Annotated in this window: 10 protein-coding genes and 1 pseudogene; 8 read left to right on the top strand and 3 right to left on the bottom strand. The window is 72.2% G+C overall.

Translation table 11 applies throughout. The features are described from left to right. Positions 1 to 24 precede the first annotated feature (24 nt). Together ABL310_RS11380 and ABL310_RS11385 are read right to left on the bottom strand one after the other, a co-directional pair. Positions 25 to 1,089: a maleylacetate reductase gene (locus tag ABL310_RS11380; RefSeq protein WP_349371790.1), complete on the bottom strand. Its 1,065-nt coding sequence runs from the start codon at positions 1,087 to 1,089 to the stop codon at positions 25 to 27. After that, positions 1,086 to 1,940 carry a dioxygenase gene (locus tag ABL310_RS11385; protein WP_349371791.1) on the bottom strand — a complete coding sequence of 285 codons (855 nt, stop codon included), beginning with the start codon at positions 1,938 to 1,940 and terminating at the stop codon, positions 1,086 to 1,088. The genes ABL310_RS11380 and ABL310_RS11385 overlap by 4 nt, the downstream gene beginning before the upstream one ends. 125 nt (positions 1,941 to 2,065) lie before the next feature. Here ABL310_RS11385 and ABL310_RS11390 point away from each other — a divergent pair, with 125 nt between their 5' ends. The 7 genes and pseudogenes from ABL310_RS11390 (at position 2,066) to ABL310_RS11420 (ending at position 10,844) form a co-directional block, all read left to right on the top strand. Beyond that, a complete protein-coding gene (locus ABL310_RS11390) occupies positions 2,066 to 3,022 on the top strand; it encodes a LysR family transcriptional regulator (RefSeq protein WP_349371792.1) in 957 nt (318 codons plus the stop codon). A 365-nt stretch (positions 3,023 to 3,387) separates the two neighbouring features. Further along, positions 3,388 to 5,586 (top strand): PAS domain-containing protein, encoded by a 2,199-nt coding sequence (locus ABL310_RS11395; RefSeq protein WP_349371793.1) that lies wholly within the window; start codon positions 3,388 to 3,390, stop codon positions 5,584 to 5,586. 94 nt (positions 5,587 to 5,680) lie between these two features. Next, on the top strand, positions 5,681 to 5,887 hold the full coding sequence (locus ABL310_RS11400) for a formate dehydrogenase (protein ID WP_349371794.1): 207 nt from the start codon (positions 5,681 to 5,683) through the stop codon (positions 5,885 to 5,887). Positions 5,888 to 5,899: 12 nt separating this feature from the next. Next, positions 5,900 to 8,827: a formate dehydrogenase subunit alpha gene (locus ABL310_RS11405; RefSeq protein WP_349371795.1), complete on the top strand. Its 2,928-nt coding sequence runs from the start codon at positions 5,900 to 5,902 to the stop codon at positions 8,825 to 8,827. 12 nt (positions 8,828 to 8,839) lie between these two features. Beyond that, positions 8,840 to 9,430: pseudogene (gene fdh3B / locus ABL310_RS11410) on the top strand (formate dehydrogenase FDH3 subunit beta); the annotation flags it as partial. Between the two features lie 92 nt (positions 9,431 to 9,522). Then, on the top strand, positions 9,523 to 10,596 hold the full coding sequence (locus ABL310_RS11415) for a formate dehydrogenase subunit gamma (RefSeq protein ID WP_349371796.1): 1,074 nt from the start codon (positions 9,523 to 9,525) through the stop codon (positions 10,594 to 10,596). A gap of 11 nt (positions 10,597 to 10,607) precedes the next feature. Next, positions 10,608 to 10,844, top strand: a complete 237-nt coding sequence (locus tag ABL310_RS11420; RefSeq protein ID WP_349371797.1) for a hypothetical protein — start codon at positions 10,608 to 10,610, stop codon at positions 10,842 to 10,844. A 228-nt stretch (positions 10,845 to 11,072) separates the two neighbouring features. Here the strand turns inward: ABL310_RS11420 and ABL310_RS11425 are convergent, their stop codons facing one another. Further along, entirely contained in the window at positions 11,073 to 11,384 is a 312-nt protein-coding gene (locus ABL310_RS11425; protein WP_349371798.1) for a hypothetical protein, read from the bottom strand. Positions 11,385 to 11,515: 131 nt separating this feature from the next. Here ABL310_RS11425 and ABL310_RS11430 point away from each other — a divergent pair, with 131 nt between their 5' ends. Then, positions 11,516 to 12,214: an MBL fold metallo-hydrolase gene (locus ABL310_RS11430; RefSeq protein ID WP_349371799.1), complete on the top strand. Its 699-nt coding sequence runs from the start codon at positions 11,516 to 11,518 to the stop codon at positions 12,212 to 12,214. Position 12,215: the final 1 nt, after the last annotated feature.

Raw genomic sequence — 12,215 nt, forward strand, 5'->3', positions numbered from 1 at the left:
TTCTCCCAGCGTGTTCTTCTGTCGTCAGGCGTTTGGCGGATCGCCCCGCCAGGCGGCGTCGAGGAGGGCGCGCACCCCCTCGCGCGTCACCGGGCGCGGGTTCCAGTAGGGATTGCGGGTGGCGAGATCGGCTGCGCGGTCGAGGTCCGCCTCCGCGAGGCCGAGATCGCGCAACGCGGTCGGCGCGCCGATGCGCGTCGCGAAGGCGTGCAGCCCCGCCCCGGCGCGCTCCGCCCTCAGCGCCTGCGCGATCGGGGCGAGGAGGTCGGGCGCCGCGGCCTCGTTGTAGGCCACCGCGTGCGGCAGCACGATCGCGTGCGTCTGCGCGTGCGGCAGGTCGAAGGAGCCGCCGAGCGTGTGGCAGAGCTTGTGGTGCAGCGCCATGCCCACCGTGCCGAGCACGGTCCCGCACAGCCAGGCCCCGTAGAGCGCCTGCGTGCGCGCGGGCAGGTCACGCGGCGCCTCGGCGAGCGTCGGCAGGGCCTCGACGAAGGCGCGCACGCCCTCCGCCGCCATCAGTGAGGAGACGGGGTTGCGGTCCCTCGCGTACAGCGCCTCCGCCGCGTGGGCGACGGCATTGAGCGCCGAGGTGACGGTCATGCCCGGGGGCAGCCCCAGCGTCAGCTCCGGATCGTAGATCACGATCTCGGGCAGGACCCGCGGCGATGTCAGCGTCGTCTTCACGCCGTCCTCGGTCTGGCCGAGGATCGGGGTGACCTCCGAGCCGGCGTAGGTCGTCGGAATCGCGATCTGCGGCGTGTCGAGCCGGTAGGCGATCGCCTTGCCGAGCCCGGTGGTGGAGCCGCCGCCGAGCGCGATGGTGGAATCCGCGCCCGCCGTGCGCATGGCCTCCAGCGCGCGCTCGCTGACCGCGACCGGCGTGTGCATCGCCGCCTCGGCGAAGACGCCCGCCGCGAGGGGGCCGAGCCTATCGGCGAGCGCCTCGGCGTCCGCCTCCTGGTGGGGTGTCGCCAGCACGAGGGCGCGGCCGCAGCCGAGCGCCTCGATCATCTCGGCCGTGCGGGCGATCGCGCCCGCGCCGAAGACGATCCGCGCCGGCGAGCCGGCATAGTCGAAGGCCTCGATCATGGCGCGTCTCCGGCGGCGAGCGGGGCGAGGGCGAAGGTGAGCGCCACCGACCAGCCCTCGCCCGCGCGCGCGAAGGGCGCGGCGAGGCCGGCGCGAACGGCGAAGATCGCGTCCGCGGCGAGCGCCGGGTCGGCGGCGTCGAAGATCTGCGTCGTCAGCGTCTCGTAGCCCCGCGCCGAGACGCGGAAATTGAGATGGGCCGGCGTGACGGCCGAGCGCCCGAGCCGCGCGAGCAGCGCGCCGACCGGACCGTCGACGGGCACGCGATAGCAGCCGGGGCGGATGGTGCGGAACGAGACCCGTCCCTCGGCATCCGTGCGGAAGACGCCGCGCAGATTGTGCTCGGGCTGGCCGTCCGGGTCCTGCAGATCGCTGACGCCCTCGCCGTTCGCCTGCCAGGTCTCGACCCGCGCCCCGGCCACGCCCGCGCCGGCGAGATCGACCACCCGAAGCGACACGGAAAGCGGCGCGCCCGTACCCGCGAGGCGGATGTCGGCTCCGCCGGCGCGCTCCGGCGCGTCGGGCACGTAGAACGGGTCGCGCAGGGTGTTGGGCGTCGCGTCGGCGGGGCGGCGGGCGTTGATCGCCTCGACAAGCGCCGAGACGCCGAGCACGTCCGAGAGGAGCACGAATTCCTGCCGGCGCGCGTCGGAGATGCGGCCGGTCTCGGCCAGGAAGGACGCCGCCGCGAGGAGCTCGGCGCGGGTGGGCGCCGCCTCGCGCACCGCCGCATGCAGGTGCGCGGCGATCACGCCGAGCGCGTCCTCCAGACGCTCCACCCCCTCGGCCGCGCGCCGCCCGGTCCGCGCCGGCGGCTCCTCGATGGCGGCGGTCGTGGGCCGGTCGGCCATGCGCGCTCCTCCGTGGGCGGTTCTTGCTGGCCGTCGCTCTCGAACGGCGACGCTCGACAGGCAGCTTGCCAAGGCGCTTGGATGATGGAAAATGCTTTTGTTCGGCGCGATCATACCGAGACGATATGAAGATCGATCCCCGCCACCTGATGCAGCTCGCCGCCATCGTCGAGGCCGGCGGGATGACCGAGGGCGCGGCGCTGGTCGGCTCGACGCAGCCGGCCCTGTCGCGCACCGTCGCCATGCTGGAGGCGCGCCTCGGCGAGCCGCTCTTCCTGCGCGGGCGCCGGCCGCTCGAGCCGACGCCGCTCGGTCGGGCGCTGGCCGAGCAGGGCGCGGCGATCCTGCTCGCGGCGGACCGCGCCTCGAAGGCGGTGGACTCGTTCCGGCGCGGCGAGAGCGGGGCGATCCGCATCGGCGGCACGCCCTTCTTCATGGACGCGCTGATCTCGGGCATGGTCGCCTCGTTCCAGAAGCGGGTGCCCGGCGTGCGGGTGGACCAGTCCTACGGCTACACGAGCGACCTCGTCGCCCGCGTGCGGGGCGGGCGGCTCGATCTCGCCATCTGCCCGATCGAGGTGCTGGAGGACGAGGACGACGATCTCGCCTTCGAGGAGATCCTGCCAGGCCGCAACGTCGTCGCCTGCCGGGCCGGCCATCCGCTGCTCGAGCGCCGCCCCTTCCGGCCCTCGGCGCTGCTCGACTATCCCTGGATCGAGCCGCCGCCCGGCAGCCCGCTCAACGCCGACCTGCGCACGACGCTGCTGTCCCTGCGCGCCGACCGCATCCGCGTCTCCTATGCGGGCGGATCGCTGGCGAGCATCGTCAACCACATGATCGGGTCGGACAGCCTCGCCGTGCTGCCGCATTCGGTGGTCTTCGCCATGCGCCGGGCCGGCGAGATCTCGGCGCTGCCGCTGCAGCTCGAGCATCCGCCCCGCGCGCTCGGCGTCCTGCGCCTGCGCGGCCCCGGCCGCCTGCCGGCGGCGGAGCGCTTCGCGGTCCACGTCCGCGAGGAGTTCGGCAAGCTCCGCGACCTGATCCGCCGGCACGAGCAGGTGGTGATCTGGGGACGGGGCTGAGGCGCGGTCCGTTGCTCTCTTCACCGTTCTGCTGTGCGGGACTTTCCCTCTCCACCAGGGCCCTCGCGGAGACGGGTCGGGGGCGAGGGGCGTCGAGACGCGCCCGGTACCCGCTCTGGGCGGCGCGGCGGACCTCCGTCGAGCCGGGCCAATCGGTCTCGACGAAGGCGACGATCATCGGTGCTCTCCGGCGCGCGGGGGCGCCGGGTCGACGGTATGGTGTCCCGTTCCGATCCCGGATCGTCTGCAGCACGCCTTGCGCGCGCGTGAAAAACGCACCGTCCGGTGCGTTGCAGGTCCGCTCGTCGTCGCATACGTTTTTTCCCTAGGGTCCTGCGATCCGGACCCTTCGCGGAGGGTCGGGTATGCGGCATGCGAAGAGTCCCGATCTCGAAGATGCGCTGCGCCGGAGCGAAGAGCGGCTGCGCCTGGCGCAGGACGCGGGCGGCGTGGGATCCTGGGAGTTCGATCTCGGCTCGAGAACCGTGCTCTGGTCGGATTCGGCGAGGCGCCTGTTCGGCGTCGACGCGGATTTCCGGCCGAGCTACGAGCGCTTCATGGCCCTGGTCCACCCGGACGACCGCGCCGGCGTGCGCGCGACCGTGGAAGCCGCGATCGCCGGGCGCGGGTCGATCGACCAGCAGTTCCGCGTGGTCACGCCGGACGGCGCGGTGCGCTGGCTCACGAGCCGCGCCCGCTTCCTCTCCGACACGCCCGACGGCCCGGGTCGCCTCGTCGGCGTGGACATCGACATCACCGCGTTGAAGGAGACCGAGGCGGCCCTGCGCGCCCGCGAGGCGGAGCTCGAGGCGGTGCAGGCCGCCGCGGGGCTCGCGGAGCTGGAAGTCGATCTCCTGCGCGACGACGAGGCCGTCTATTCGCCCGCCTACGGCGCGATGCACGGGCTCGTCCCGGGCACCGTCGAGCATCGCGAGGACTGGCTGCGACGCGTCCATCCGGAGGATCGCGAGCGCGTGCTCGCCGAGTTCGAGGCCGCCCTCGCGGGACGGGGCGAGGGCTTCACGGCGGAGTACCGCATCGTCGGCCCGAGGCGCGCCGTCCGCTGGATCGAGGCGGCGATGCGCATCGAGCGCGACGATACCGGTCGGCCCGTCCGGCTCGTCGGCTCCCATCGAGACGTCACCGTGCGACGGGAGCGCGAGGAGGCGCAGCGCGCCGGCGAGGATCGATTGCGCGCCATCCTCGACACGATGCCGCCGGCCGTCTGGTCGGCGCGCCCGGACGGCACGCGCGATTACTTCAACCGCCGCTGGTTCGAGATGACGGGCCTGCCCGAGATCGACGGCGCCGATCACTGGGAGCAGGCGCTCCATCCGGACGACCGCCCGGTCGTCGAGGCGGGCTGGCGGGAAAGCCTCGCGGCGTCGCAGCCGCTCGAGGTCGAGGCGCGCATCCGCCATGCCGACGGGGGCTACCGCTGGCATCTGTGCCGCGCCCGCCCGATCCGCGGGACGACCGGCGCGGTCGAGCGCTGGTACGGCACCTGCTCCGACATCGACACCCGCAAGCGCCTCGAGGAGCGGCTGCGCCTGAGCGAGGCGCGGCTCCAGCTCGCGCTGGACGCCTCCGACGTGGTCGGCACCTGGGATTGGGACGTCCCCACGGACGTCGTCTATGCCGACGCACGCTTCGCCCGGCTCTTCGGCGTCCCCGCCGAGATGGCCGAGTCCGGCGCGCCTGCGTCCTTCTACTTCGCCGGCGTCGACGAGCGGGACCGCGCCCGGGTCGAGGCGGAGGTCATGCGCGTCGCGCGCGATGGCGGGGTCTTCGCGACGGAATACCGGGTCGCCGCTCCGGACGGTGGCGTCCGCTGGATCTCGGCGCGCGGCTCCGCCGATCGCGACGAGACCGGGAGCATCACCCGCTGCCTCGGCGCCATCGTCGACGTCACCGAGCTGAAATCCGTCCAGGAGGCCCGCGAGCTCCTCGCCCGCGAGCTGGCGCACCGGATCAAGAACGTGTTCGGCCTCCTGGGGGCCATCGCCTCCATGTCGGCGCGCGGGCGCGGCCCGGAGGTGGAGAGCTACGCGGCGGACCTGCGGGGGCGGTTCGTATCGCTGTCGCGCGCGCTGGTCTACGCCCAGCCCGGCGTGAGCCTTCTCGCCGGGGAGCGAGAGCCCGTCACCGTGCTCGGCCTCGCGCGCGAGCTGCTCGCGCCCTTCGCTCCGCCGGGAGGCGAGCGCCTGAGGATCTCGGGCGAGGACGCGCCGGTCGAGGGCGACGTCATCACCGGGCTCGCCCTCGTCCTGCACGAGCTCGCCACCAACGCGCTGAAATACGGCGCGCTCTCCGACGAAGCCGGGCGCGTTACGCTGGAGGGGCGGCGCGAGGGAGCGGACTACCTCCTCGCCTGGGTCGAGGAGGGCGGCCCGTCGGTCGCCGGCCCGCCGGCGCGCACCGGTTTCGGCCTGCAGATGGCCGAGCGCACGCTCGCGCGCCAGATGCACGGCGGGATCGAGCTGGACTGGCGCCCCGAAGGTCTCGCCGTCGCCCTGCACATGACGGGCCTGCGCGGCGGCACGCAGACCCGCGCAGCGGGCTGAGCAGGCACGCCCCCCGGCGCTTTCCGCCGGTCCGCATGGAACCTCGATCCCGCCTCTCCGCTTGGCTTCCTCGAAGAACATCGAGGAGGAAGCGATGGCAGACCGCGGCGAGCGACCCGAAACCGATCGGCAGCGGCGCGATCTCCTGAAAGGCGTCGCCCTCGCGCCCGCGGCCGCGGCGGCCCCGATCCTCGGCGGGGCAGGGGAGGCGCAGGCGCTGATCGCCACCCCCGAGCAGCGCGCGCCGCGCTATCGCGAGACCGAGCACGTCCGCGCCTTCTATCGCACCAACGCGCGCTGAGGAGGCCGGCCGATGCTGATGCGCAAGCGCGATCGTCACGCCCGTCACTCGCAAGCCCACCACGCGAACGGCCGCTCGGCCGTCCCGATCCCCGGCGCCGAGCGGCGCACCCTCGACCGCCGCGCCTTCCTCAAGGCGTCCGGCCTCTCCGCCGCCGGCATCGGCGCGCTCGCCGCGCTGCCGAAGGACGGCCTGATCCGCCCCTCGCAGGCCGCGACCGAGATTCCGGGCGGCCCGCCCATCGAGATCCGCAAGTCGATCTGCACCCATTGCTCGGTGGGCTGCACCGTGATCGCCGAGGTGCAGAACGGCGTCTGGGTCGGCCAGGAGCCCGCCTTCGAGAGCCCGATCAATCTCGGCACGCACTGCGCGAAGGGCGCCTCCGTCCGCGAGATCGCCCACGGCGACCGGCGCATCAAGTATCCGTTGAAGCGCACCGGCGGCGAATGGGTGCGCGTCTCCTGGGAGCAGGCCATCGACGAGATCGGCGACAAGCTCCTCGCCATCCGCGAGGAGAGCGGGCCGGATTCCGTGTTCTGGCTCGGCTCCGCCAAGTTCTCCAACGAGAACGCCTATCTCTACCGCAAGCTCGCCGCCTTCTGGGGCACCAATTCCGTCGATCACCAGGCCCGCATCTGCCACTCCACCACCGTCGCTGGCGTCGCCAACACGGTCGGCTACGGGGCGATGACCAACTCCTTCAACGACATCACGAATTCCAAATGCATCATGATCATGGGCGGCAACCCGGCCGAGGCCCATCCGATCTCGATGCAGCACGTCCTGCTCGGCAAGGAGCGCAACCGCGCGCGGATGATCGTGGTCGACCCGCGCTTCACCCGCACCGCCGCCCACGCCACCGACTACGTCCGCCTGCGGCCCGGCACCGACATCCCCGTCATCTGGGGCATGCTCTGGCACATCTTCGAGAACGGCTGGGAGGACGCGGAGTACATCCGGGCGCGTGTCTTCGGCATGGACGAGGTCCGCGCCGAGGTCGCCCGCTGGACGCCCGAGGAGGTCGAGCGCGTCTCGGGCGTGCCGGGCGAGCAATTGCGCCACATCGCGTGGCTGATGAGCCACGAGAAGCCCTCCACCCTGATCTGGTGCATGGGCGCGACGCAGAAGACGGTCGGCACGGCCAACGTACGCGCCTACACGATCCTGCAGCTCGCGCTCGGAAACATCGGCGTCGCCGGCGGGGGCGCGAACATCTTCCGCGGCCATTCCAACGTCCAGGGCGCCACCGACCTCGGCCTCGACGTCACGACGCTGCCCGCCTATTACGGCCTCCAGGAAAGCTCCTGGCGGCACTGGGCCCGCGTCTGGGACGTCGACTACGACTGGATGGTCTCGCGCTTCCATTCCAAGGAGCTGATGGAGACCAAGGGCATCCCGACGACCCGCTGGTTCGACGCGGTGAACTACCCCGCCGAGGACGTCCAGCAGCCCGGCAAGATCCGCGGCATGATGGTCTTCGGCCACGGCGGCAACACCGTCGTGCGCATGCCGGAGGCGGTGGAGGGGATCGACAACCTCGACCTCCTGGTGGTCTGCGACCCGCACCCGACCACCTTCGCCGTGCTCGGCTCGCGCCAGGAGAACACGTATCTCCTGCCCGCCGCCACGCAGTTCGAGATCCGCGGCACCCGCACCGCCTCGAACCGCTCGCTGCAATGGGCCGACGAGGTGATCCCACCGATCTTCGAAGCGAAGGGCGACCACGAGACCATGCATCTCCTCGCCACCAAGCTCGGCTTCGGCGAGGAGATGTTCAAGCACATCGCCATCGAGGAGGGCGGCATCCCCTCGATCGAGGACATCCTGCGCGAGATCAACCGCGGCACATGGTCGATCGGCTATACGGGCCAGTCCCCGGAGCGGCTCAAGCAGCACATGGAGTACCAGCACCTGTTCGACCCGGAGACGCTGCGCGCCTCCGAGGGGCCGGTCGCGGGGGAAATCTACGGGCTGCCCTGGCCCTGCTGGGGCACGCCCGAGGAGAAGCATCCCGGCACGGCGATCCTCTACAACCTGAACCTCCCCGTCGCGCAGGGCGGCGGCGGCTTCCGCGCCCGCTTCGGCGTCGAGCGCGAGGGCGTGCCGCTCCTCGCCGAGGGCGTCTCGACGCCGGGCTCGGACCTGCAGGACGGCTATCCCGAGTTCACCATGGCCGTGCTCCAGCGGCTGGGCTGGGACGGCGAGCTCACCGATACCGAGCGCGCGGTGATCGCGCGCATCGGCGGCGACAAGATCGAGGACGTGTCCTGGACCACCGACCTCTCCGGCGGCATCCAGCGCGTCGCCATCGCCCATGGCTGTTCGCCCTACGGCAATTCCAAGGCCCGGGCGCTCGCCTGGAACCTGCCCGACCCGGTGCCGATGCACCACGAGCCGATCTACACGCCGCGCACCGACCTCCTCGCGGAGTACCCGACGCTCCCGGACCGGGTCGACTTCCGCCTGCCCACGATCAACCTCACCGTCCAGATGCGGGCGGCCGAGCTCGGCATCCCGCAGGACTACCCGTTCATCCTCACCTCCGGGCGCCTCGTCGAGTACGAGGGCGGCGGCGAGGAGACGCGCTCCAACAAGTGGCTCGCCGAGCTCCAGCAGGAGGCCTTCATCGAGATCAACCCGGCCGACGCGGCCCGGCTCGGCATCGAGAACGGCCGCATGGTCTGGATGCACGGTCCGGAGAACCAGGCCCGGATCATCGCCCGCGCCATGGTGACCGAGCGCGTCTCGGAGGGCGTCCTGTTCATGCCCTTCCATTTCGGCGGCATCTACATGGGCGACGACCTGCGGGCCCAGTACCCGCAGGGAACCGACCCGATCGTGCTCGGCGAGAGCGTCAACACGGTCACCACCTACGGCTACGACCCCGTCACCGCCATGCAGGAGACGAAGGTCACGCTCGCCCGCATCGTCCCGGCCTGAGGAGGCGCGCCCATGGCCCGCATGAAGTTCATCTGCGACGCCGAGCGCTGCATCGAGTGCAATGCCTGCGTCTCGATCTGCAAGAACGAGCACGAGGTCCCCTGGGGCATGACCCGTCGGCGCGTCGTCACGCTGAACGACGGCCGTCCCGGCGAGGCCTCGATCTCCATGGCCTGCATGCACTGCACGGACGCGCCCTGCGCCAGCGTCTGCCCGGTCGACTGCTTCATGCAGACCTACGACGGCATCGTGCTGCATTCGAAGAAGGTCTGCATCGGCTGCGGCTACTGCTTCTACGCCTGCCCCTTCGGCGCGCCGCAATACCCGAGGACGACCGCCTTCGGCGCCCGCGGCAAGATGGACAAGTGCACCTATTGCGCCGGCGGCCCGGACGGCGACAACGAGCCGGACAGCTTCGCGGTCTACGGCCGCAACCGCCTGCGGGAGGGCAAGCTGCCGATCTGCGCGGAGGCCTGCTCGACCAAGGCGCTGCTCGCCGGGGACGGGGCGATCATCGCCGAGATCTACCGCGAGCGCGTCCTGCGCCGCGGCTACGGCTCCGCCGCCTGGGGCTGGGCGACGGCCTACCAGGACAGTCCCACCGTCCTGTCCGAGGGCAGCAGCGAATGGCCGCCGTCCATGGCCACCGAATCGATGCGCACGCCGAGCGGCACGCTGTGAGGGAGAGAGACGCCATGAGGATCTCCGCGCAAGCCTCTGCGCCGGCGCGCCTTCTCGGCGCACTCGCGCTCGCCCTCCTGCTGCTGGCCTCCGGGTTCGCGTTCGCGCAGGACGAGGAGGCCCGCCCCGAGGCCTTCCCGGAGGAGCGCGGCGTTTATCTCAACCCGGACCGCGCCCCCGTCGACGACGTCGGCGTCCTCCTGCGACAGCTCAGCGACCGCGAGATGCCGGAGGAGACCCTCGAGGGCTTCACCTCCTACCAGAACCCCGCGCTCGGCTTCGTCACCGCCGCCGACAACCGCGCCTGGCGCGATTTCCGCACGGTCTGGACGAAATGGATCCACGGCCTCCTCATCGTGCTCGCGGTCGCGGCGGTGCTCGGCCTGTTCTTCTGGCGCGGATCGCAGGGCTACGAGCGCGATCCGCAGGGCCGGCGCGTGCCGCGCTTCCGCTTCCTCGACCGCGTCGTGCACTGGACGACGGCGATCTCCTTCGTCCTCCTGGCGCTGACCGGGCTCAACTTCGTCTTCGGCCGGCAGCTGATCCAGCCCTGGGCGGGCGATGCCGCCTTCGGCGCGCTCTCCCAGGGCGCGCTCCTCGTCCACAACCAGCTCGGCTTCGCCTTCCTGATCGGCATCGTCGCCATGGCGGGGCTGTGGGTGCAGGACAACCTGTTCAACCGCGTCGACCGGGACTGGCTGCGCCAGGCCGGCGGCCTGCCGTCGGGCCGGCACGTCCCGGCGGAGAAGTTCAACGCCGGCCAGAAGATCATCTTCTGGGTCTCCATCCTGGGCGGCCTCGCCCTGGGGATCTCGGGCATCCTCCTGATGCTGCCGATCTCGACCGTCGGCATGGGGTGGATGCAGATCCTCCACGGCGCCCACACGATCGTCGCCGCGCTGCTGATCGCCGTCATCATCGGCCACGCCTACCTCGGCTCGGTCGGTGTCAACGGCTCCTTCGACGCCATGTGGAAGGGCGACGTCGACCGGCAATGGGCGAAGACCCACCACCCCCTCTGGATCGAGAAGCTCGAGCGCGAGCCCGGCCGGAAGGCCGAAGCGCCCCGCGCCGAGCCGGCCGAATAGGGAGCCCAGCGATGCGATCCTTCCTCGTCTCCTGCGCCGTCGTCGTGGTGATCGGCCTCGTCTCCTACGGGATCTTCGGGGGGCTCCTGTCCCGGAGCGCGGCGGAGGCCTATTCGGTCGAGCGCTCCGTGCGGATCCCCGTCGAGGCCTGGCCCGACCCGGACGGTCTCCTCAGCCACGTCTACGATCCGGTCGGCGGCATCGAAGCGGGCCGCAGCCCGGCGGGCGATCCCGGCGGCGACAGCTGAGAAGCGCACGAGCAGATCGACGGCGCGATCAGCTGTGATCCCGGGCCGCGAAACGGATTCGGGACCCATACCCGCGACGTCGGCTCGAGCGCGCATCGCGCGCGCGTCGCGCCGCGTATGCGCATGGTCATGTCGCGCGACGCAGCCTGAAGGCTGCGACACCAGCGTCGGCGTTGATGGGTCCCGGATCGCCTTCGGCGTCCGGGATGACGGTGAGGGAACGGCCGCTCAATCGCGCCGCGGCCGGATCGGCTGCGGCTCGTCGGCGTCGCCGCTCTCCTCGTGCGCCTCGTCGATCAGCGCCTGGAGCTCGTCGGTGCTCTCGCCCGGCAGCGCGTTGGGCGGCGTGCGGCCGAGCGGGGTGATTCCCGGCGGCAGGCTCTCGACCACGGGTTCGGCGTCGCTCCAGTCGATCCAGGGGATGCGCTCTTCCCAATCGAGCGGCGGCTCCAACTGCCGCTGCGCCGTCGCCGGCCCCGCGAGCGAGACGGCGAGGGCGGCCCCCGCCACGGCCGTGATGGAAAGCCTCGCGCACCGCATGCCCGCCTCCTTCTTCCCGCGCCCGCGAGGGGGCGCATCGAAGGGAACCGGGGAGGGCGGTCGCGGTTCCGCGCTGGCCCCGGCGCGGGCGCGCCCCATCTCCTGGGCATCCGCCCCGCCGGAGGCCGCCCATGTCCGACGAACCCCTCGCCATCGCGAGACCCTTCCTGATGCCGCTGATGTCGACGGCCTATCTCGTACGCGCCGGAGCGGACGTCGTCGTCGTCGACGCCGGCCTGCCGCAGACGGCGCCGGCGCTGATCCGCGCCGTCGCCCGCTTCGGGACGCCGCGCGCGATCCTCGTCACGCACGCCCATTACGACCATGTCGGCGGCGCCGCGGCCCTGGCCGCCGCCACCGGCGCGCGGGTCCACGCCTCCGATCACGAGGCCGACGAGATGGCGCGCGGGCACGCCGGCGCGCGCTTCGAGGGCAAGCGCAACATCCGCGGCCTGATCTTCACGCCCTTCGTCCGGCTCGAGCGCAACCGCACCGTCCCGCCGGTGATTGACTGCGCGCGCGTGCGCGACGGCGACCTGCTGCCGATCGGGGAGGGGGTGCGCGTCGTCGCGCTGCCCGGCCACACCATCGGGCAGGTGGGCTACCTCTTCGAGGGCACGGGCGATTTCTTCGTCGGCGACGCCTTCGCCAGCATCGTGCGTCCCGGCCGCCCGCCCTGGCACGAGGACGAGGCGGCGGAGCTCGCGAGCCTGAGGCGGATCGCAGGCCTTTCCTGGTCGCGGCTCCACCCCGGCCATGGCGGGCCGGTCGAGCGGCCCGCCTTCGAGCGCTTCCTGGCGAGGCTCCCGAAGGAGCCGCGCCGCGGCTGAC

This window comes from Salinarimonas sp. (assembly GCF_040111675.1).
Classification (GTDB): domain Bacteria; phylum Pseudomonadota; class Alphaproteobacteria; order Rhizobiales; family Beijerinckiaceae; genus Salinarimonas.